Here is a 21,525-nt window from a genome sequence, read left to right as displayed (position 1 = left end):
GTAGCGGTTTTAACGGGTTAACATAAACATATAAATAGTAAATTTACGGATTAAATATTGAGCTATGCTATTCCTGATTTTAAGTATACTATGCAGTGTTACCGTAGGTGTTCTCTTTAAAGTTGCCCGCCTATACACCATCAGCATTACACAAATTGTCACCACAAATTACGTATTGGCACTTATTCTTTGTTACTTTTTTTTCAGTCCGGATCTTGCAACGGTTACTGCTCAAGCTCCTTGGGGAATTTATATTCCGCTTGGTATTTTGTTACCGTCGATATTTCTTTTTTTGGCGGCTTCAATACAACACATGGGAATTGTAAAAACCGATGCTGCTCAACGATTATCATTATTCATTCCTATATTAGCCGCTTGGCTGATTTTTGGAGAACAATTTAATACACTAAAAATAACAGCTTTCTTAATTGCTTTTCCGGCATTGCTGCTTATTTTGACAAAGCCTTCAGACAATACGGAAAATAAATGGGTTTATCCTGCGGTTGTTTTGGTTGGTTTTGGACTGATAGATATTCTTTTCAAGCAAATCGCATTATATACGAATCTGCCCTATACCACCTCTTTGTTTGTTGTTTTCGGTATAGCAATGGCCATAATGCTGGTGGTTATAAGTATTGAAATATGGTATAAAAAAAGAAAATTAAAGTACAAAAGCATTCTTTTTGGAGCTTTAGTAGGGCTTTTTAACTTCGGAAATATTTTATTCTATTTGAAAGCGCATCAATCTTTTGCCGAAAATCCTTCTACTGTTTTTGCGGGAATGAATATGGGAGTAATTATCATTGGGAGCCTGACGGGCATTTTTGTTTTTAAAGAAAAACTCAGCAAAATGAATTATACGGGTCTCTTTCTGGCCTTAATTGCGATTGTATTAATAGTGATGTCGCAGCGCTAAAACGACCAAATTATCCTATGCTGTTTTTGCTGATGATTTCATTTAATGCTGCAAGCGATTCTTTCCATTTGTTGAAATTCCAAAGGTAGATTTCCCGGTATTTGGCAATTATATCTTGGTGTCTCAACTGAAAGTCATCATTCATTTCGTTGTTCCAATTCGTGTCTCTGAAAATAGTTTCGAAATTAAAGACATTACCAACTAGCATTTTATAATCGGTAACTAAAAGGAGGTTTTGTTTCGAATGCAGTAGGGGTTTGATTTCTGCATTATAGAAAGTCATGGCGGTCTCGTTTACGGCTAATCCTTTTTCTATCCAATTCTGTTCTAAAGAATCTTCTTCGTATTTAAAAAAATCAGTTATGAGTTTGTCCGAAAACCAATCGGGTAGTTTTACGTTAGGCTGATTAGAATCAGATAATCCATCCGAATCGGATTGCAATTGCGAATTAGGAATCACTGACGAATTGAATAAATACCATTCGGAATCCACAATTAAATAAATCAGTTTTCTGGTTTTTAGTTTGGCCAGCCAAGTTCTGTAACGAACTGGACCTTTTGGAAATAATCCCGGATCAAGAACCATTTTACGCACTTTAGTACCCATTCGTACCTGAAGTACTGGAGCTACATGATATCCCCAATCTATTTTTCCATTTGGAGATATGTTTTTTTTATCGGCAAACGAAATTAATTTGCTGCTGGATGTAGAATACACCACTGGCGCAAATGCCCAAATTTTGGCGCATAGATAGCCTTTAGAAGCTAACAGCATACTGATATAATGCGAAATATTATGGCAATTAGCTTGTTGATAACCAAACGGAATTCCATATTGTAAAATTGCTGCAAATAAAGCGTTTGCTGTATTTAGATCTACTATTGATGCTTTTCTGGGCGTTAAAAGGGGGTGTTTTTTTTTGATACTATAGTATTTAATAATTTTAACTGGACTTTCTGCAAAGTAGACAAAAAACTTTCATTCTGTTTTTTTAAACCATTAAGAAATTAAGAAAATTAAGTTTTTACCCTTAATGAACCTTAATTTCTTAATGGTTTCAAGAATAAAATAACTTTTTTTTCTTTTAGGGTTCACTTAAATCTGCGAATCTGCGGTTTATTTTTCATAAATTAAAGTACTGGAATTACATCAACTTCCACTTTTACCTTATGATCTCCAGAACTGAAAATAATACCTTTCATAGGTGATACATCGGCAAAATCCCTTCCGTAAGCCGTTACAATATGGCGCTGTTGCGGAATCATATTGTTAGTCGGGTCAAATTCGCACCAACCCATTTCCGGAATGTAAACCGATATCCAAGCATGTGAGGCATCAGAACCTTCTAGTTTTGGCTTGCCTTTTGGCGGAAGCGTTTCAATATAACCACTCACATATCGTGCTGGAATACCTACGCTTCGCAAACAGGCAATGGCCAAATGAGAGAAATCCTGGCAAACGCCTTTTCGCTCTTTTAGTACTGTTTTTAAAGGCGTATTAACATTGGTGGCACCTGATTTGAATTGGAATTCAGTATATATTTTTTTGATTAAATCTAAAACAGCTTCAAAAAGTGAAACCTCCGGGATCAGGCAACTTTGGGCAAATGCTATAATTTCTTCATCCCAACTGATGAATTGACTCGGCAGTTGATACTGCAAAACTGCTGTTTTGAGCGCATGATTTGTACGGAATTTTATTCGGGCTTCCTCACAACTAATTGGGTTTAAAGGTTGCACGACATTGCTCAAAACTTCAATCTCACTTGATACCGTAACTTTCAGTGATTTGTGCGACTCATGAAGCGAAAAATAGTGCTGTATGTTTCCAAAATAATCCGTTCTGCTGTAAATTTTAGAAGGTTTCGGCTCAATGTCTATTTTGAAGTTTTTACAAATTTGTTTCGCAGAATTCTGGGGCTGTAAACACAAGATACTCTGGTAATTGTGTACCGAATTTACATAGGTGTAAATCGTTTGATGTTTGAGTTTATATTTCATCAGAATCTATAGTTTCAAGAGTATTTAAAATAGAATGTTGCATCACCGAATGGTTAAAATACAAGCTTGCCAAGTTATTTGAAACATTCGAAATGAGTTCAAATACTTGTGAAAGCGTTTGGTCTAATTCAGGACGAAATTGCGTTTCTTCCTGTACTTGTATCAAACGTTCGGCATCGATTAATTTGATTATCGTACTGGCTTCCAAAACTGATTTTTCAGCAATACTCAATCGATTCGGCTCCATTGTTTTTGGCAATTTCGATAAGTAATATGACAGCGTATCCAATAAATACGACAACGTATAAGGCAGGTTTTTTTCTAAAAATACCATATTAATAACCGCTTTTAAACTCCAATGTGACTTGTAAATATTTCGGTATTGCGCTAAAAGATGATGGTTTTCTAAAATCGCTTCCATCAAAACAATTTCTTCGTCATGATTCTTTTTGAAATTGAAAGTAGATCGAAAAACCGAAATCAGCGATAGAATTCGTTCTACATTTTTTCCGGTTTCTAACAAGTAAAAGCCATTATCACGAGGAAGCGTTTCATAGATATTTCCATAAAAGGAAAACAATCGAATATGCAATTTGTCTAAAGCATGATTCACCTGATTGATGTTGCTGGTATTGGTATTTTTAAGGGAAATAAGACTGTCTTCGACTAAATTAATAATACGACGCGTATCATGATTCCATTTTTCGCTCACCTGATTAATGGTGTTCAATAACGCTTGAACGTTGTAACTGACAGAACCCGCTTTTCTGGAATCGTTAATCAAAAGCAGCAATTCCGCAATTGGATTTTCTAAAACGGCTTCCGTATCAACTTCTTCTTGATCTTTGGTTATTTTACCCACAAATCCAGGATATGATTGGGTGAGATGTGTAAGCGATTTTAATAAAACAATCAGAAAATCAGGTTGTTTATTCCCTTTGGTCGTTACGTTTTCGTTGAGTCGGTTCAGTATGATTTTCAGAAAACTTCGAAGTGCCATCGTTCTTTCGCACATGCGTCCTACCCAAAATAGGTTTTCAGCATTTCGGCTGGTCAACGAATTGTTGAGTTGGTTGATGGCATTTTTACGTTCTACCGTTTTCTCTTGGTATTCGGTCGGCGTATCGGTTATAATCCAAGTATCTTTTGAAATCCCACCCAATTGATTGGATATTTCAAACTTCCCTTTTACGGCAGAACTTCGCGTTAAGCCGCCTTGCATTACTTTATATTCGTCACCGTCTGAGACTAAAAACGCTCTCATGGCAGCGTATCGGGGTTCTATTTTTCCGTTGATGAAAGAAGGGGTGGTCGATAAACTCACTTCTTCTTGGGCTACAAAATCTTTGGGGCTTTTTTGAATCAGCTTTTTCAGATCTTCTAACTGTTCTTTATTCAACAACCGCCCATAAATAGATCGGAAACCTTGTTTCCGATTGGTTTTTTTTATAATTAATTGTGGTAAATGTTCTAAAACATATTGCAATTCTTTTGCTTGTCCGCACCACCAGGTAGCAACAGAAGGCATCAATAAAGGTTCTTTGAGTAAAAATTTACAGGCATTTTGCATGAAAGCCATGAGTCCGTAATTTTCTAAAACACTGGTTCCGGGAGGATTTAAAACCGCTACATTGCCGAGACGAATCACTTGCAATAAACCGGGAATACCCAGCAAAGAATCTCTTCGTAATTCAAGTGGATCACACCATTCGTCATCCAATCTTTTTATAATAACATCAACACGTTCGAGTTGATCGATTGATTTTAGCCATACAAAACCATCTCGGACTAATAAATCGTTTCCTTGTACCAAAGTATATCCCAAATACGAGGAAAGATAAACGTGTTCAAAGTAAGTCTCATTTCCGGGACCGGGAGTCAGGAAGACTACATTTGGGTTTTCATTCGTATTCGTTCCCAGCGTGTCAACGGTTTGTTGCAACTGACTGAAATAAGGGGAAAGCCTGCTTCTATACGTTTTTTTATTGAGTTCCGGGAAAACCTTACTCATTACGATTCGGTTTTCCAACGCATATCCGGAACCGGATGGCGATTGGGTTCTATTGTCTAACAACCACATTTTCCCGTCAGGACCACGGGCTAAATCCACGGCATACGTCAGTAATTGTTTGTCATGTTTTTGTTTAATATCAAAACAAGGCAACAGAAAACCGGAATTATCAAAAATTAATTCGGCAGGAATGATGGCGTTTTTAATCAGTAATTGTGGACCATAGATGTCTTTTAAAATCAAATCCAGCAAATGCGCTCTTTGTTTCAGTCCTTTTTCAATGGTCTCCCATTCCGATTGGTGAATTAGAAACGGAATCGGGTCTAGTTTCCAAGCACGATTGGATTCATTATTCGAATCATAAACGTTATAGGTAACACCGTTTTCCTTTAATTTTTTTATGATTTCCTGATTGCGCAACTCCAATCCTTCAATTCCTACGGATTCTAAAGTATCAAAAAGCCCTTTCCAATACGGCTTTACCTGTCCGTTTTGGTCTAAGACTTCATCGTATGAATTGATAGTCTCTTTATAGGCGTTTAGTAGTCCCAATGAAATATCTTGAATCATTTGTTAATAGTGTATGAAATGCATTTAAGGTTTGCAAAATAAAGGCTTTTAAAGCGAACAACAATGTAATTATTCTATTCTTTTGCTTTCCAATAATGTCTTAAATCTAAAGTGTAAGGGTATTCAGGGTTAATAAGTTCTATTGGAGTATCGAGTTGTAGGTTTGATTTAGATTCGACTAAAAAACGAGAAGTTGCAGCATTATTAGCAATCATTTCTTTCTCTTTTTCTACATCTTCTAATACGGAAGAAGGGGTGTGGCCAAAATCCCAAAAGCGACTTATTTTTCTGGATTCTGCTTCAAAACTATTTATTGGGAAACTGTCAAAACTTCTTCCGCCCGGATGCGTTACAAAATAGGTACAACCGCCAATTACTTTATTATTCCAAGTATCGACTAAGTCAAAAACTAGAGGCACATCAATTCCAATATTAGGATGCAATGCAGATGGCGGATTCCAGGCTTTGTAGCGTATTCCTGCTACAAATTCACCTTTTGTACCAGTGCTCCTTAACGGAATTCGGCAGCCTTTGCATAACAAAACATGACGATCGGGTACGATTCCAGAAACTTTTACTTGCAAGCGCTCTAATGAGGAATCTACAAACCGAGAGGTTCCGGAGCTGGACTGTTCTTCGCCAAGTACGTGCCAAGGTTCTATTCCTAAACGAATTTCTAATTGGATATTATCAATAGTCACGTTACCGTGATGTGGATATCTAAATTCAAAGAAAGGGTCAAACCATGAAATGTCAAAATTATATCCGGCATCTTTTAAATCGTTTATCACATCAATCATATCCAAATAGGCAAAATGGGGCAACAGGAATTTATCGTGTAATTCCGTTCCCCAACGCACCAGTTTTTTTTCATAGGGATCTTTCCAAAACTTAGCAACCAAGGCACGAACTAATAAATTCTGCACCAAATTCATATGTTTGTGCGGAGGCATATCAAAAGCTCTTAACTCTAATATTCCCAAACGTCCGGTAGAAGAATCTGGAGAATATAATTTGTCGATACAAAACTCCGAACGGTGTGTGTTTCCGGTGATATCGGTTAATAGATTCCTAAAAATACGATCGACCATCCAAAAAGGAACTTCTTTATCTTTTGGGATTTGATCAAAAGCAATTTCCATTTCATAAAGACGCTCATCACGACCTTCATCAATACGTGGTGCTTGACTGGTTGGGCCAATAAAGGGTCCCGCAAAGAGGTAACTTAAAACAGGATGGTGTTGCCAATAGGTAATTAAGCTTCGCAATAAATCAGGTCTTCTTAATAAAGGACTGTCCTCCGGTTTTTCGGCACCTAATGTGACGTGATTTCCTCCTCCAGTTCCGGTATGACGACCATCAACCATAAATTTATCGGTGCCTAAACGAGATAAAAAGGCTTCTTCATAGAGTGCCGTTGTGTTGTCTACAATTTCTTGCCACGATTTGGCGGGATGAACATTAACCTCGATAACGCCAGGATCTGGTGTAACCATCATTTTCTCGACTCTGTAATCCGTTTTGGGTTGGTATCCTTCAATTCGTACTGGCATTTGCAATTTTTCGGCAGTACTTTCTATCGAAGTAATTAAGTCTACATAATCTTCTAAATAATCAGTTGGTGGCAGAAAAACATACAACATTCCATCGCGTTCTTGTACGCACATGGCTGTAATGAAAGTGTCGACTTCAAACAATAAGGAATCTTCTTCCTTTTTAGCCTCTTTTTTAGACAATACTTTTTTAACGGATTTAAAAATCTTTGAAATAGTTCCATACCGATTTTTTACTTTTTCAGAGTAATCTCCTAAAGCCGGTAAATCTTCAAATAAACTTCTGTCTACAACCGTTTCTCTCTTGTTTTTGGAAACCTTTGGAAGGGAATCTAAGGGTAAACGCAAACCGATTGGAGAATTTCCAGGAATCAAAAAGCAATTCCCTCTTCTGAATTCCCAAGCACAACTTTCCCAATTATCCTGAGCGTAATTTTTTCGAATGGGTAAAACAAATCCGGATGGGTTATTCAAGCCTTTTTCTAAAACTTTAGCCAAATTATGTCTTTCAATAGAATCTTTTAAATTCACCTTCAGTGGATCTAAATTCACCGGAAGTTTACCTTCTTCCAGCGCCCAATAAATGGGGTCTTCATAAGTAGGTAAGATATTTTTAGTATCGATTCCTAAAAATTGGGTCAATTCGACAGCAAATTTTTCAGCATCGTGAAAAGTAAATGCAGTTTCTCCTTCTTTGGCTACCAAAGCATCATTTTTCCACAAAGGGAATCCGTCCTTTCTCCAGTACAATCCATATTGCCAACGCGGGAATAATTCTCCGGGATACCATTTTCCTTGGCCAAAATGAAGTAATCCTCCGTGAGCAAATCGTTGTTTTAAACGAAGGGCTAAATCGTAGGCTAGTTTTCGTTTCAGTGGCCCATCTGCCGCCGTATTCCATTCGGCTCCCTCAAAATCATCGATTGAAATAAAGGTCGGTTCTCCGCCCATTGTGAGTCGCACATCACCGTCAATCAAATCCTGATCTACCACGTTTCCTACTGCCATGATAGCTTCCCATTGTCTGTCAGAATAAGGTTTGGTTACCCTAGGATCTTCATGAATGCGAGTAACTTTATTTTCGAAATCAAAACTGACTTCACATTTTTCGGTAGCACCTGTTACAGGCGCGGCACTTTCATAATGAGGGGTACAACATAACGGAATATGTCCTTCGCTGGCAAAAAGTCCAGAGGTAGGATCCAATCCAATCCAACCTGCACCCGGAAGATAAACTTCAACCCAAGCGTGTAAATCGGTAAAATCATGTTCTGGTCCTGATGGTCCGTCAAGCGATTTTATATCGGGTGCTAATTGTACAATATAACCGGAAACAAATCGGGCAGCTAATCCAAAATGGCGAAGAATATGAATTAATAGCCAAGCAAAATCTCGACAAGAACCACTTTTTATTCGTAATGTTTCTTCTGGTGTTTGCACACCAACTTCCATCCGTAGATTGTAAGTAAGCGTTTTATAAACACTTTGGTTGAGGTAAACCAAAAAATCATTTATTTCTATGGAATCATTTAATTTTATGCTTTCAATATATTTTAAGAATATGGGGCTTTCTTCACTTAATTTTAAATACGGAATTAATTCTTGTTCGAGTGTATTATTGTATTTAAACGGAAACTTCTGGGCATATTCTTCTACAAAATAATCAAAAGGATTGATGACTTGAAGTTTGGCAATGACTTCGACCTCGACTTTTAATTCTTTGATTTTATCAGGAAAAATAACTCTGGCTTGATAATTTCCAAAAGGGTCTTGTTGCCAATTGATAAAATGATCCTCAGGTGTGATTTTAAAAGAATATCCTTCTATAGCAGTTCTGGAGTGTACCGCTGGACGAAGTCTGAAAACATGAGGGAATAATTTAACGCTTTGGTCGAATTTGTATGTTGTTTGGTGTGAAATGGCTATTTTTATAGACATAATAAAGGATTGTTTTTGCAGTTATTTGGTGTTTACAAATATTGAAAAAAAATCATAAATTATGGAATTTATATGATAATAATAGGGGTGTATTGTTTTGAAATATCTTTAAATCGATAATTTTAGCCAATTGTATTGCGAATACTTCAAAGAGGCTAGAAACGTTCAGAAATAAGCATTCCTACTGACGATTATGCAACAGGATTTTCCGGTTTCAGGAATGTCAATTGTATTTTGAGAGTATAACAAACAGAAAAACACAAGGAATTACAAACGGTGTATCCTAATGGTTTTCTGTTTCTTCAGAAGTTCTGTGTACAGAATTGTGTTGTAGTTGTGTTTTTTTCAGTTTTTGAAAAGCAGACTAATGTATTTTTTCTAATTCTAAATTCAATTGAGCTGATTCTTCTTTTAGCTTTTCAATGGCAATGCTGTATTGTTCGATATTCAGTTCTATCAAACGAATTTCGTCATTTCGTTCACCGCTGGTACGTAACAGTTTAAAGTCTTTTGCTGCACTTAATTGCTCCTTTGCATCCTCTAATGCAGTGTTGTTCTCAAGCAGTAATTGCTCAATTGCTTTGAGTCGGTTGCTGATGGTTTGTTTTCGCTCTTGTACAACGCGTTCGAATTCTAATTTTTCTTGTGCGGCAATTTGGTTTTTTTGTTCTTCAATCTCTTTTTGCTGCAGCAAAAATTGTTGATTCTCTCTTTCGGTTATTTTATTTTTTTGTTCTAATTCGTCGCTTCTGTTTTGTTGGTATTGATCAAAAATAAGGGTTCCGACAAGCAAAATGAAAATACTTAAAACCCAAAAAAAGGTACTCTTTGATAGCCCTAAAATGGTGCGCTGCGCTACTTTTTGTTCTTCTTTTGCCGCAGGCGGTACAGCCTTAAAAGCGGTGATAGGAGGAGGAACCGCAATAAAAACAGCTTGTAATTCGGCTATTTCGCCGCCATATTTCCAGTTTTCCATCCCTTCAAACCAAACTGGAGTAGATTTGGTTATTTTCTTAATTTTCAATTCTTCCAAGGAAAATGGACCGAGGGTTTCATTGTTGAGGTGTAGGTAATATTTTTTCATTTTCGGATACGGTGCAGTTGTTGAATGCGGTTTATTACTGCTGATTTAGAAAGGAATCTAGTCCTGATTTGGATTAAAAAAGCAATACGTTGTAAAGATATAAATAAAAATAATGCGTTGGGTGTAATTCAAAATGTATGTGTTTTTAACACATTACAACAGCGTAAAAAAGAATAGGAAAACCAAGTATTGCTTTCAGAACGATTGGATTTGCATTATAAAACGAAGCCTTCTCGATAGAGGAGAAGGCTTGTTGAGTAACTGTCTGTCAAAAAGAAATTTTTTGTTCTAATTTATAAAGTGCCTTTAAATACCGGTAAAAGGGGTAGAGGCATCTGATCGGTACTTTTTCTAAAGCTGAAATTAAGTCCTTTTAATACAACGTAAAATTTACTATTATAGTCAGTCTCAGCTTCAGTCTACGTTAACTCTTTAAAGGTATAACGCTGGTCAAACTGAATTTCAAACTTATTTAAAAATTCTAAGTATTCCTTTTTGAAAGTTTCTTTTTTGTGGTGTGCTTCCTGATTAGCAATATATTGATATACATTGTCAATATGAGAATGGCTATAAGAAAAAATGGCATAACCTTCTTGCCATTCAAAACGATCTAAAAGTAGTTGGTTATCATTAATATATTTTGATGATTTTGCTTTTACGGTCTTCATTAATTCTGAAATTGAAACCGTTGGTTTTAATCCTAAAAAGCAATGTACATGATCTTCAACACCATTGACAATAATCGTTTTACACCCCGTTTCATTAATTAGATTTCCAATGACACCAAAAACTGCTTTCCGCCAATCTTTGTGTAGAACTGCTTTTCTATATTTTACAGCAAAAACAGCTTGTAAATATACTTGATGGTAGGTGTTTGCCATATTATAATTTTATTATTCCAACGGATTAAAATCCGTTATTTCAAAATGTGACGTCCCTACGGGACTTTTATATTTGTTTTATTATTATTTCAACGGATTAAAATCCGTTGCTACAAGACGTGTCGTCCTTACAGGACTTTTATTCATGTTAGTTATAAAGAGCCATCGGCTCGATATATTTGTAGAACCATCGGTTCGATACATTTTGTAAGGCTGGACTTCAGTCCAGTCGACTCACAGGCTTCGTGCTACAGAGCCATTGGTTCGATACATTTTGTAGAACCATCGGTTCGATATATTTTGTAGAACCATTGGTTCGATACATTTTGTAGAGCCATTGGCTCGATACATTTTGCAGAGCCATTGGCTCGATACATTTTGTAGAACCATCGGCTCGATACATTTTGTAGAACCATTGGTTCGATATATTTTGTAGAACCATTGGTTCGATACATTTTGTAGAGCCATCGGCTCGATATATATTGTAAAACCATCTCGATACATTTTGTAGAACCATTGGTTCGATACATTTTGTAGAGCCATTGGTTCGATATATTTTGTAGAGCCATCGGCTCGACACATTTTGTAGAGCCATCGGCTCGATACATTTTGTAGAACCATTGGTTCGATACATTTTGTAGAACCATCGGCTCGGCACATTTTGTAGATACTAGTTTTTTTGAAATAAGAACTCATGAGTATCAATAACGGCAGTTCTTCCCATTTGAACTAAATTCCCTGTATTTTTTAAAAATATACCTAGTGTTTTTTCATTATAAATTAATTTCATTTCCGAAGAATAATCGGTTACTAAATACATATCGCCTTCTAATTTAAAAAATGGAATTTCAGATTTGCCTTTTGCTTTTATTCCTTTATTCACAACAACACCATTACTTAATGCCTCTTTGAGAATGGTCTCGTTTTTTTCTTTAGAAGATACTTTTGCGTAGGCTACCATCATATTCAGCCATTCGGTACTATCTATCAAATACCAACTTACTTTGTTAAAGTCAATGCCTTGGTCACTAATCCAACCATAGCTGGTAAAAGCGAGTAACACCTGTTTTTTGCCATCAAGCTATGGATTATCTGTTGGATTAAATTCTTGTATTTTAAAAGAAATAACCGACGTTGCCGACATATCTTTTGTTTTTTTGCCATTGAAATCAAGTGTTTTCAATGAAAAACTATTTAGTTCAGGATTATTGGCTAAAACCCATTGGGTAGCGGTCAATTCGGCTCTTTCTTTCATATCTTCAACCGCAGCAATTCCTGCACCAATAGCCAGAAGACCTGCACCAACAGCTACTGCCGCAGCTGCACCATTATTTTGAGCTTTAGATTGTTTGGGAACTAATAAAATAATAATAAGTAATACAATAGTCCATTTTTTCATTTTTTGTAAGTTTTAAATTAATAGTATTCAAACTTAACCTAAAATAAAAGAGCCACTTTACGGTTTTCCGTAAAAGGCTTTATTTATTTTGGGACTACTGATGTATTGTAGTTGAAGGAGGTGAACTTAAACGCGCTTTAGCCCAAACTTAATTTGCGATTACAGCAAATGTAGATGCCTTGATTTAGAAAGGTTTTTCCAAATAAGGTTTGAATTTAACGCTCCATTTTAAAACGCTTTTCTGCTAATAGGACGATATAGTTAAGGATAAAAGATTCATTTTTACCCCGTTTTTTCAAAAAACATTCTCGGTAAAAGTCAATACGGGTAAATAGTTTACCGATTTTAATTCATATTCATCCCTATAGTCCTTTATCCATTTTTTGATGTTGGGATTATTTTCTATTGAAATATTTTCAGAAAAATTGGCTTTCAGTTTGACTTCAAAATAGTATGCTGTTTCAGATTTTTCTTTGCCTTTTATCTTTGATTTATGCTTGTGTTGTATGGATTCAATTTCGCCAAAATAGGAAGTTAAATGAAAAGGTTTAGAACGACCACCAGAATAAATAACTAGTTTACCGGCATTGTATAAATCATAAGGAAAATTCAGAAAATTATTTTGTTTGTCGGTGGAATGAAAATAAAAGGTGTTTAGCGTTTTTAATTTAGTTAAATCTTTACTTCTTATATATCCTAGTGCAACTTTTTCTTTTGGTTTAGCTTCTTCAGCTAAATAGAATTGCAATTGTTTCTTATCCTCAAAACCATTTATTTTTTGTCGATAAGTGGTTGCTATGTTTTCGTCTTCAATTTCAAGTTTTCTGTTTTTACTTATTTCAAGAAATTCAGTTTCCATATCAATTCCTAAATACCGCCTGTTGGATAAATTAGCGGCTATTCCTGTAGTAGAACTTCCTGCAAAAGGGTCTAATATCCAAGCGCCAGGTTTTGTTGAAGCTAAAATGATTCGAGTTAATACCGATAAAGGTTTTTGTGTCGGATGTTTGCCACACGACTTTTCCCAACGAGCAATAGCAGGCAATTTCCAAACATCTTTCATTTGCTTGTCGCCGTTGAGTTTTTTCATTAACTCATAGTTATAATAATGCGGCACTTTTTCTTTCTTCCTTGCCCAAATAATCAACTCTGTAGAATGGGTAAAAAACCGACACGAAAAATTAGGCGGTGGATTATTCTTTTCCCAAGTGATAACATTTAAGATTTTAAAATCCAATTCTTGCAAGATTTGCCCAATGGAAAAAATGTTATGGTAGGTGCCACTTATCCAAATGGTTCCATCGTCTTTCATTTTATCACGCACCAATTTCAACCAATTTCTATTGAAAGTATTGATAAAATCAAACCCTTCTGATTTGTCCCAATTACCTTTGTTTACAGATTATAAAAAATTAACAGAATCACACTTATTGTGGGTTGTCCAGTATTTTTTTTATCTATTTCTTTGAACAATTAAAATCATTGTTATGGATACTTCTTTTGAACGCTCTGAAAATACTACGGTTGAATGGTTAACACCACCTGAATTGGTGATTCAATTAGGAAAATTTGATTTAGACCCGTGTAGTCCTATCAACGCTCCATTTTTACACGCAAAAAATAATTTTACAATTTCTGATGATGGTTTATCAAAAGATTGGTTTGGTAGAGTTTATCTAAATCCTCCTTATGGTAAAGGAATGGAATTATGGATGGAAAAATTAAAAAATCACGGAAATGGAATAGCATTAATTTATGCAAGAACTGAAACTAAATATTTTTTTGAACATATTTGGAATGATGCGAATGCTATTTTATTTGTTAAGGGAAGAATTAGATTCTATGACGTATTTGGAATACAAAGCGGAAGGCCGGTTGCTCCAAGTGTTTTAATTGCATATGGAAAAGAGAATGCTTTAGCTTTAAAAAATTCTGGTATTGAAGGTAGATTTTTGGTTTTAAAATTATAAGATTTCATAAACTATGAATTCGGCAATATTGAATTCGGCGTCAATTATCCATTCATTTTCTATCAAAAGTTTTTTTAATGCTTCGTCCTCATTGTTAACGTCTTCAACAATTCCTATAACTTGCATATTGTTTACTTCGTATGAACTGTTTGGGGCTTCTGTTGAGCCTTCAGGTGATATAAATATAAATTTTTTCATAGTTCAATTTTTTTATAATTTCCTCTTCCGTTAAACTCTATTAATCCTTTATCTCTTAAAAATTGTAATTGTTGCCGGATTTTATCTTTGATATGATTATTGTTTGGATATTTAATTTTTAATTTATTTTCAAATGCATACAATTCATCTAATGTAAATGTTTGCTTTTTAATTTCTTCAACACAATTTAAAATATCCAATATCCAACCCCTCGCATCTAAACTTTTAGATTTCAAAAAATCAGTGCTTTTTAATTTTAAATGTACTTTTTCTTGTTCAATTATTTTTGAATTTTCAACAATAAAAATTCTTCCACTTTCAGGAACTTTTGATATGTCAATATTACAACCAACCCAACCTGCTCGTTTAGCAGTAATAGATAAAGGTTTTCGTTTGATAATAATTTCTGGAGTGAAGAATTGTTTTGGAATTACTAAAAAATTATTAACCGTATTTTTGTCATATGTCAAAAAGAAGAAATTGGGATTTGTATCCGAAGTAATCCTTTTTATCATACTTTCATAAGCACCATCATTAATTATAGTACTTAATTTTCCGTTTTTACTTTTTAATTCAAATTCTTCTTTGCAACCTAAGCAATAGAAATCTGCAACAGGCATATTATTAACAAAATCATTCAAGGGTAATTGACCACAGTTTGGACAATATGAATTTTCTTTAACCCAATTTTCAGTTAAAACTCTTGCAATTTGTGAATTACTCTTATATCCTTCTGCAAGGTCTATATTGAAATTTAAGTTCATTAACAGTGGAATTTATTTTCAAATAAAGATTTATAAATATCTTTTAAGCAATAAATTAGATTTTACTCTGATTCATTTTAAAAAAGGTTTTGCTTTCATTTCTTTATGTTAGTCCTCAAAAATACTATTTTAATACTATAGTTGCCCTATTTTTATTTAAAAAAGTATTAGGTATTTGTAAGTGAGTTCTTAAATAAAATATAGAGAGTTAATTTTTTTTATTTTTTATTTTTCATAACCATATTGAATATTAAAATAATCAAGATACGTTTCAATAACACCATATTCGCCAAATTGTGTTGAAAAGAAGTAAGGTAAAAATTTATCAGGGTTGATGATTTCTTTCAAAACGGCATCGGTATAAGCCGTAAAAGCATTTGTTATGCTTATTTCTCCTTTGTTATCTAAGGCATCTTTTATTTTTTTTCTTATGTTTCTATTAACAACTAAAGCAGTGTATGATTTGCCACGTTTATTTTTTTTATCATCATTATGCAACTTAATACGATTATCATAATTGCTTTGAAGTTTTGCAATAAAAGAATCGATAAACTTTTCCTCTTCCATTTTTTCTTCTTCTATAAATACTAATTTTTCAGGGGCCAAATCATCAAATTTTAAAAAGCCGTTTAATTTTTTTTGAGCCCCCTTTTTATAATATTTTTCTAAATAGTAAACTACTTCGTCGGCGGTGTATTCCCTTAATGCCCTTAAGACATCCATATCATTATAGCTATATTGCGAAGGAGTTAATTCTAGTTTTAATTTTAAAGAAGAGAGGGTAGAATTAAAATTTTTTAATTTTTGCGTATCCATATCTGATAATCCGTCATCATTTTCTTTTTTATTTTCTTTATTAATATTCTTTATAATATTCTTTTCTTGATAGGTATCAACCAAAGGAAGAAAGAATTCAGCTAATAGTTGTCTGAATTCATACAAAGGTTTACCGTTATCCTCCAATAGATAAATGTGCTCCAAATCGGCTTGTATTTTGGGATAATGAACAGTGAAATACTTTACTCTTGGCATTCCTTTTACTTCAATAGAAATATAATTCAAATTCTCAAAACGTTTAATAATGGTTTTCAGAGCATGTTTTCTGATCCCCGTTTCTTTAAAAATAGTTTCACTACTGTGAAAAAAAGGAACTTGTTTAAAGGCATTTGCTTTTACTACTAGATATTCAAAAAAAACAACTTCTTCGCAACTAAAATAGTTATAGTTATAGCGTTGAAATTTTCTAATATTGATAGCTAATGGGTGGGTGTCTTTTTTAGCTTTTGTCATCATATATTTTAACAAATTTTAGACTACAAGATATGTGTTTTTGTTGTTGGTTAGAAGAGATATTTATTCACATTTTGTACGACTTTTCAACAAAAAAAAATACTCCCCGCAGTACACAACTACGGGGAGTAAATTTCAAAAGGCAAACAAGAGAATCTAATTTTTCACGACTTCCAGTATATTTAAAACATTGAAAGCGCCATTTTTCAACGGATACTGAATACCATTCATTTCTTGATAAAACTCAATCAACAAGAGGTAAAGCTGCGTCGCAGAACCATCGGGAGCACCATTAGGAGTAATAGTTTGTGTAGCAATAGTGGTGTCAATCGCTAAAACAGCTACATCACTGTAGGTTACACTTGACACCCCGCTGCTAAAATCCAGATTGACAAATGCACTGCGCAAACTGAAATGGGTTGCACCGCCAGGAAAGCGAACCTGTTCTGATGGGTTCAAATCCGGAATAGTAACGGCTCCAGTTACAGTGTCTAGTGTGTAAGGGGAAAATAAAACCCCTTGCAACGGCGCTTGAATGTTGAAATCAAAACCGCGTAACGCCATTTGACCTTCGGCAGTCAGGATGCCTTCGGCTACATTACGCTCTCCACGTAAGGAAATAGTGTCCAGATTCTTAATCTTAGACATAAGCTGCAACAGCCTGCTCGATAACTTTGCATCTTTCGCCTTAAAGACTAATGGACCCACAGCCATACGCAACATTTTGCCGGCATTGGCACTTTTTCCAAATTCTGCTCCGTTTTCACGTGTTCGAATAAACGCAGGATCATTCAGAATTCGTTTCTTAGAAACACCCCCTTTGGTACGAACCATATGTCCGTCACCACTTTTGTAAAACGTTAGATTATCTAACGTACCCTCGATCTTTAAGATCCCATTTAATTTAGCCATAACTGCTCGATTTTTAATTGATATTCAAAGATATAAAACCAATGACAGTGAGGCAAATACGCATTTCCGCTTCTTTCCGTTTAGTGCCAAAGTTTCTAAAAAAAGTGGCTCATTTCCGTATTATTTTTCGTATATTTGAGGTAATGAGAAACCGAAAAAAGACACTGCTTTTTGACTCTAAAAAGAGTCTTTTTTTATGCTAAAGCCAATTAAAAAAGAAGTCTCCTGCTACAACGGGCAAGATGATGGGAGGATAAAGGGAGGATACTCCGTAGATAAAGGGAACAGATTCAAAAGTGAGATGCAGAGTAATTCAATAAAAATAAAACCAATGAAGAAAGTAATTATCACCACGGGTGACGTACAAAATGTAATAGGGATAGGCGACAGGCAAGCCCGAAACATCATTGGTAAAATACGGGAGTATTATAAAAAAGAAAAACACCAACTCATTACAGTACAAGAGTTTTGTGAGTACTATGGTGTCAAATACGACGATATCTGCTCTAAACTGCTATAAGGGAAACCATAAGGCAGGAGCACCACCTTTAATGAATACAGTTATTCAATTGGGGTGATTTACTTCCCGATACAGAAATTAGCAAAAATATTCCCCAACAACTCATCATTAGTAACCTGTCCGGTAATCATTCCAAACTGATACAAGGCTTCTTTAATATCCAGAGCCATTAAGTCGCTGGACAAATTAGTTTCCAGTCCGTATTTTACTTTCTGGATTTCGTCTAATGCTTTCAGTAGCGAATCGTAATGTCTGGTATTAGTAACAATCGTTTCATTATTGCGCAAAGCACCGGTATTGACAAACGAAAGGAGCTGATTTTTAAGTTCGTCTACGCTAATATTTTCTTTGGCAGAGATTAAGTTCAAATTGTGGATTTCAGATTTAAGAGTATCAGCTTCATTTTCAGAAAGCAAATCCGATTTGTTACCAACAATAATTAAAGGTTTTAAAGGAAACTGATTCTTGATTTTTTCAATTTCTATTTGGTTCATCTGCAAACTGCCATCTGCAAACTGTAAACTACTGTCTAATAAATAAATCACGACCTGAGCTTGCTCAATTTTTTCAAACGTTTTACGGATTCCGATGCTTTCCACCACATCTTCGGTTTCTCTGATTCCGGCGGTGTCTATAAATCTAAAACCAATTCCGCCAATGACCAATTCGTCTTCGATAGTATCACGCGTAGTTCCCGCAATTTCAGAAACAATGGCGCGTTCTTCATTCAATAAAGCATTCAAAAGCGTTGATTTCCCTACATTGGGTTCTCCAACAATAGCCACAGGAATTCCGTTTTTGATGACGTTCCCCACGGCAAATGAATCAATCAATCGTTTCAGTACAAACTCAATTCGGTTCAGCAAGTCATGAAATTGGGTTCTGTCGGCAAATTCTACATCTTCTTCGGCAAAGTCCAATTCGAGTTCAATCAGTGAAGCAAAATTCAATAGTTCTTCCCGCAATTTGGCAATTTCATTCGAAAAGCCACCACGCATTTGCTGCATAGCAATTTGATGGGAAGCTTCATTATCCGATGAAATCAAATCGGCAACGGCTTCGGCTTGCGACAAATCGAGTTTACCATTCAAGAAAGCGCGTAAAGTAAATTCACCGGCATTGGCCATACGGCAGCCTTTTCGAAGCAATAACTGAATGATTTGTTGCTGGATATAAGTAGAACCGTGACAGGAAATTTCAATGGTGTTTTCGCCGGTATAGGAATTTGGACCTTTAAAAATAGAGACCAAAACTTCATCCAAAGTCTTACTGTCATCCACAATATGACCCAAATGCAGCGTATGTGTTTTTTGAATCCTTAAATCTTTGTTTTTTACAGACTTAAAAACAGAATGACCAATAGCAATGGCATCATCGCCCGAAATACGGATTACGGCTATCGCTCCGGCTCCCGAAGGCGTCGCTAATGCTACAATGGAATCTTGTGAAATCATATCTGAAATTTTATGCAAAAGTAACTAAAATTGGGAATGCAACAAGCCTGCTTACAAAACCATTCACTTTATTTTTAGTTAAAAAAATGCCAAACTGACAATTATCATAGTATTTCAGCATTAGTTTTGTAATTTTATGTAAATAATTGATTGGCAATTAATTAACAAATATCATGAAAAAAATTCTATTTCCTACGGACTTTTCGGATACATCAAAAAATGCGTTTCTGTATGCTTTAAAACTGGCGGATAGTATCGGTGCTGAGATTATTACATTGCATGTTTATGAATTACCACAGGCGGATTATATAGATGTTTCAGCTTATTTATATGAAATCTACGAAGTGACGGAATTAAGCAATTTTGAAAACTACCGTGATGAGGTTCCTGCGTTGAGAAATATTGCTGAAGCCAATGATTTAGGACACATCAAAATCAGTAATGTTTTGGAAAATGGGAATCTAATCAGTAAAATTATCGAAATTTCTAATGCCGAAAACATTGATTATATTGTTATGGGGACCAAAGGTGCCACGGGATTAAAAGAAACCTTTTTGGGAACAATCACGACCAAAGTGATGAATGATACCAAAGCAGTAGTGCTGGCTATTCCCGAAAACTGTAAATACCAACCCATCAAAAAAATACTTTTTATTACCCAATACGTTCCCGCTGATCGTAAAGTTTTAGAAAAAGTGATGGCTTTGGCCAAAGTATTTCAGGCTCATATCGATTGTTTACGCGTAGAAGCACTCCACATATCGAACAAAAAAGACAGCATGGAGGATTGGAAATCCCTTGTAGAAAATCAAGACATTACCTTGCATTCCATCACCGGAAATGATGTGGAAGGAATCATACTCGATTTTATCGAATTGCATAAAATCAATATGATTACAATGCATGTCTATCATAAAAATTTCTTTGAAAAACTATTCCAAATCAGTCTTTCAAAAAAATTATCCTATCATGTAAATGTGCCTATTCTGGCCATTCATGAATAGCAGGATTTAAATAGCTATTGGTTATAGTTTTAGCGGTTTGAATGAGAATTTTATCCTACTTAAACGGTTGTTGTAAACAGATGATAATTATATATTTATAATTCAATTGTTGTGATTACTTTGATAAATGAACCCTATTAATTCGTATAAAAATGAAAAAGATTCTATTCCCAACAGATTTTTCTGAAGTGGCCAATAACGCCTTTGTCCATGCTTTAGAATTTGCAAAAGTAGTTCATGCTGAACTGGTTTTATTGCACACATTTGAATTGCCGGTCTATGACAATCAGTTTTTTCCGGAGAACTATGCTGTCATTTATGATTCCTTAGAGTTGTCTCAATTTGATGCTTTTAAGGATGAAATTCCAAAACTCCGTGCCATAGCCGAAGAACACCATTTAGATAAAATAAAAATGACCCATCGGTTGATGGATGGGGATTTATTGTCTAATATCAGAAAGTCCATCAAGGAGGACAAAATCGATTTTGTTATCATGGGAACTTCTGGTGCTACAGGATGGGAAGCCTTCTTTGTAGGGACTAATACCGGCTCCGTAATCACCGAAATTGATATTCCGATGCTTTGCGTTCCATTAGAAGCTAAATTCAAAAAAATCAAAACAATAGGCTTTACCACCCGTTTTAGAACGAAAGATAAAAAAGCACTGAAAACCGTTTTGGATATTGCCAAAAAAACAAATGCCAAAGTAAAATGCCTGTATGTAAAAACCAGCAGCTCCGATGTTTCAAAAGAGACAATAGAAAAATGGGAAGCCGAGTTTATGCAGGAACCAATTGAGTTTTTTGTCATTACCAGCGATGCGGTAAAAGAAACCATTTTAGACTTTATCCTTTATAAAGAAATTGATGTTTTAACAATGTTGACCTACAAAAGAGGCTTTTTTGAAGGGATATTCAAACCGAGTTTAACCAAAAAAATGGCAGCTAATTTTGAAATTCCAATTCTGGCCATACCCATAGATTAATTGACGACACGACTGAATCTTTCGTTCTGAAAATAATTCGATAACTAGCGCAAGCTAAAACGAAATACATAGGC

Annotated in this window: 19 protein-coding genes and 1 pseudogene; 5 read left to right on the top strand and 15 right to left on the bottom strand. The window is 35.1% G+C overall.

The genetic code is table 11. The features are described from left to right. The first annotated feature begins 64 nt into the window (after positions 1–64). Positions 65–916, top strand: coding sequence for an EamA/RhaT family transporter (locus O6P34_RS13665; protein WP_269685068.1), 852 nt, complete (start codon positions 65–67; stop codon positions 914–916). A gap of 10 nt (positions 917–926) precedes the next feature. Here O6P34_RS13665 and O6P34_RS13660 read toward each other — a convergent pair whose 3' ends face one another. The 10 genes and pseudogenes from O6P34_RS13660 to O6P34_RS13615 all read right to left on the bottom strand — a co-directional run. After that, entirely contained in the window at positions 927–1,799 is an 873-nt protein-coding gene (locus O6P34_RS13660) for a protein-glutamine glutaminase family protein (protein ID WP_269686760.1), read from the bottom strand. Positions 1,800–2,047: 248 nt separating this feature from the next. Continuing rightward, a complete protein-coding gene (locus O6P34_RS13655) occupies positions 2,048–2,917 on the bottom strand; it encodes a transglutaminase family protein (RefSeq protein ID WP_269685067.1) in 870 nt (289 codons plus the stop codon). Then, positions 2,907–5,498 carry a circularly permuted type 2 ATP-grasp protein gene (locus O6P34_RS13650; RefSeq protein WP_269685066.1) on the bottom strand — a complete coding sequence of 864 codons (2,592 nt, stop codon included), beginning with the start codon at positions 5,496–5,498 and terminating at the stop codon, positions 2,907–2,909. The genes O6P34_RS13655 and O6P34_RS13650 overlap by 11 nt, the downstream gene beginning before the upstream one ends. 74 nt (positions 5,499–5,572) lie before the next feature. Further along, positions 5,573–8,989, bottom strand: a complete 3,417-nt coding sequence (locus O6P34_RS13645) for a transglutaminase family protein (protein ID WP_269685065.1) — start codon at positions 8,987–8,989, stop codon at positions 5,573–5,575. Between the two features lie 364 nt (positions 8,990–9,353). After that, positions 9,354–10,073, bottom strand: a complete 720-nt coding sequence (locus O6P34_RS13640) for a GYF domain-containing protein (protein ID WP_269685064.1) — start codon at positions 10,071–10,073, stop codon at positions 9,354–9,356. A gap of 419 nt (positions 10,074–10,492) precedes the next feature. Further along, the gene (tnpA, locus tag O6P34_RS13635; protein ID WP_269685063.1) at positions 10,493–10,954 is read right to left on the bottom strand and encodes an IS200/IS605 family transposase; all 462 of its coding nucleotides are present in this window, start codon (positions 10,952–10,954) and stop codon (positions 10,493–10,495) included. Between the two features lie 248 nt (positions 10,955–11,202). Next, the gene (locus O6P34_RS13630) at positions 11,203–11,601 is read right to left on the bottom strand and encodes a hypothetical protein (protein WP_269685062.1); all 399 of its coding nucleotides are present in this window, start codon (positions 11,599–11,601) and stop codon (positions 11,203–11,205) included. A 23-nt stretch (positions 11,602–11,624) separates the two neighbouring features. Next, on the bottom strand, positions 11,625–12,017 hold the full coding sequence (locus O6P34_RS13625; protein WP_269685061.1) for a hypothetical protein: 393 nt from the start codon (positions 12,015–12,017) through the stop codon (positions 11,625–11,627). Between the two features lie 18 nt (positions 12,018–12,035). Next, complete coding sequence (locus tag O6P34_RS13620; RefSeq protein ID WP_269685060.1) at positions 12,036–12,353, bottom strand: hypothetical protein; 318 nt, start codon at positions 12,351–12,353, stop codon at positions 12,036–12,038. A 772-nt stretch (positions 12,354–13,125) separates the two neighbouring features. Then, positions 13,126–13,755: pseudogene (locus O6P34_RS13615) on the bottom strand (DNA-methyltransferase); the annotation flags it as partial. Positions 13,756–13,840: 85 nt separating this feature from the next. Here O6P34_RS13615 and O6P34_RS13610 point away from each other — a divergent pair. Continuing rightward, a complete protein-coding gene (locus tag O6P34_RS13610) occupies positions 13,841–14,323 on the top strand; it encodes a DNA N-6-adenine-methyltransferase (RefSeq protein WP_269685059.1) in 483 nt (160 codons plus the stop codon). Here O6P34_RS13610 and O6P34_RS13605 read toward each other — a convergent pair. From O6P34_RS13605 to O6P34_RS13590, 4 genes are all read right to left on the bottom strand, one after another. Continuing rightward, positions 14,318–14,521, bottom strand: a complete 204-nt coding sequence (locus O6P34_RS13605; RefSeq protein WP_269685058.1) for a hypothetical protein — start codon at positions 14,519–14,521, stop codon at positions 14,318–14,320. The genes O6P34_RS13610 and O6P34_RS13605 overlap by 6 nt on opposite strands. Further along, on the bottom strand, positions 14,518–15,285 hold the full coding sequence (locus O6P34_RS13600; RefSeq protein ID WP_269685057.1) for a DpnI domain-containing protein: 768 nt from the start codon (positions 15,283–15,285) through the stop codon (positions 14,518–14,520). Before O6P34_RS13600 ends, O6P34_RS13605 begins: the two co-directional genes overlap by 4 nt. Positions 15,286–15,510: 225 nt before the next feature. After that, entirely contained in the window at positions 15,511–16,578 is a 1,068-nt protein-coding gene (locus tag O6P34_RS13595; protein WP_269685056.1) for a hypothetical protein, read from the bottom strand. A gap of 153 nt (positions 16,579–16,731) precedes the next feature. Continuing rightward, positions 16,732–17,487, bottom strand: coding sequence for a hypothetical protein (locus O6P34_RS13590; RefSeq protein ID WP_269685055.1), 756 nt, complete (start codon positions 17,485–17,487; stop codon positions 16,732–16,734). A 196-nt stretch (positions 17,488–17,683) separates the two neighbouring features. On the opposite strand from O6P34_RS13590, the gene O6P34_RS13585 reads away from it, so the two are divergent. After that, complete coding sequence (locus tag O6P34_RS13585; RefSeq protein WP_269685054.1) at positions 17,684–18,007, top strand: hypothetical protein; 324 nt, start codon at positions 17,684–17,686, stop codon at positions 18,005–18,007. A 59-nt stretch (positions 18,008–18,066) separates the two neighbouring features. On the opposite strand, the gene mnmE is transcribed toward O6P34_RS13585, so the two are convergent. Then, positions 18,067–19,461, bottom strand: coding sequence for a tRNA uridine-5-carboxymethylaminomethyl(34) synthesis GTPase MnmE (gene mnmE, locus O6P34_RS13580; protein ID WP_269685053.1), 1,395 nt, complete (start codon positions 19,459–19,461; stop codon positions 18,067–18,069). Between the two features lie 173 nt (positions 19,462–19,634). Here mnmE and O6P34_RS13575 point away from each other — a divergent pair, with 173 nt between their 5' ends. Both O6P34_RS13575 and O6P34_RS13570 read left to right on the top strand, forming a co-directional pair. Beyond that, entirely contained in the window at positions 19,635–20,465 is an 831-nt protein-coding gene (locus O6P34_RS13575; RefSeq protein ID WP_269685052.1) for a universal stress protein, read from the top strand. 152 nt (positions 20,466–20,617) lie between these two features. After that, positions 20,618–21,451: a universal stress protein gene (locus O6P34_RS13570; protein WP_269685051.1), complete on the top strand. Its 834-nt coding sequence runs from the start codon at positions 20,618–20,620 to the stop codon at positions 21,449–21,451. Positions 21,452–21,525 lie beyond the last annotated feature (74 nt).

Origin of the sequence: Flavobacterium lacustre (assembly GCF_027474525.2) — a bacterium.
In the GTDB taxonomy this organism is placed as follows: Bacteria; Bacteroidota; Bacteroidia; order Flavobacteriales; family Flavobacteriaceae; genus Flavobacterium; species Flavobacterium lacustre.
This window is presented reverse-complemented; position numbering and strand designations above follow the sequence as displayed.

Coding starts and splice junctions, on each gene's coding strand:
- O6P34_RS13590 (WP_269685055.1), bottom strand. CDS start 17,487: ATGGCTAAATTAAATGGGATCTTAAAGATCGAGGGTACGTTAGATAAT.
- O6P34_RS13650 (WP_269685066.1), bottom strand. CDS start 5,498: ATGATTCAAGATATTTCATTGGGACTACTAAACGCCTATAAAGAGACT.
- mnmE (WP_269685053.1), bottom strand. CDS start 19,461: ATGATTTCACAAGATTCCATTGTAGCATTAGCGACGCCTTCGGGAGCC.
- O6P34_RS13620 (WP_269685060.1), bottom strand. CDS start 12,353: ATGAAAAAATGGACTATTGTATTACTTATTATTATTTTATTAGTTCCC.
- O6P34_RS13585 (WP_269685054.1), top strand. CDS start 17,684: ATGCTAAAGCCAATTAAAAAAGAAGTCTCCTGCTACAACGGGCAAGAT.
- tnpA (WP_269685063.1), bottom strand. CDS start 10,954: ATGGCAAACACCTACCATCAAGTATATTTACAAGCTGTTTTTGCTGTA.
- O6P34_RS13610 (WP_269685059.1), top strand. CDS start 13,841: ATGGATACTTCTTTTGAACGCTCTGAAAATACTACGGTTGAATGGTTA.
- O6P34_RS13605 (WP_269685058.1), bottom strand. CDS start 14,521: ATGAAAAAATTTATATTTATATCACCTGAAGGCTCAACAGAAGCCCCA.
- O6P34_RS13575 (WP_269685052.1), top strand. CDS start 19,635: ATGAAAAAAATTCTATTTCCTACGGACTTTTCGGATACATCAAAAAAT.
- O6P34_RS13595 (WP_269685056.1), bottom strand. CDS start 16,578: ATGATGACAAAAGCTAAAAAAGACACCCACCCATTAGCTATCAATATT.
- O6P34_RS13600 (WP_269685057.1), bottom strand. CDS start 15,285: ATGAACTTAAATTTCAATATAGACCTTGCAGAAGGATATAAGAGTAAT.
- O6P34_RS13665 (WP_269685068.1), top strand. CDS start 65: ATGCTATTCCTGATTTTAAGTATACTATGCAGTGTTACCGTAGGTGTT.
- O6P34_RS13570 (WP_269685051.1), top strand. CDS start 20,618: ATGAAAAAGATTCTATTCCCAACAGATTTTTCTGAAGTGGCCAATAAC.
- O6P34_RS13655 (WP_269685067.1), bottom strand. CDS start 2,917: ATGAAATATAAACTCAAACATCAAACGATTTACACCTATGTAAATTCG.
- O6P34_RS13640 (WP_269685064.1), bottom strand. CDS start 10,073: ATGAAAAAATATTACCTACACCTCAACAATGAAACCCTCGGTCCATTT.
- O6P34_RS13645 (WP_269685065.1), bottom strand. CDS start 8,989: ATGTCTATAAAAATAGCCATTTCACACCAAACAACATACAAATTCGAC.
- O6P34_RS13630 (WP_269685062.1), bottom strand. CDS start 11,601: ATGGTTCTACAAAATGTATCGAACCAATGGTTCTACAAAATGTATCGA.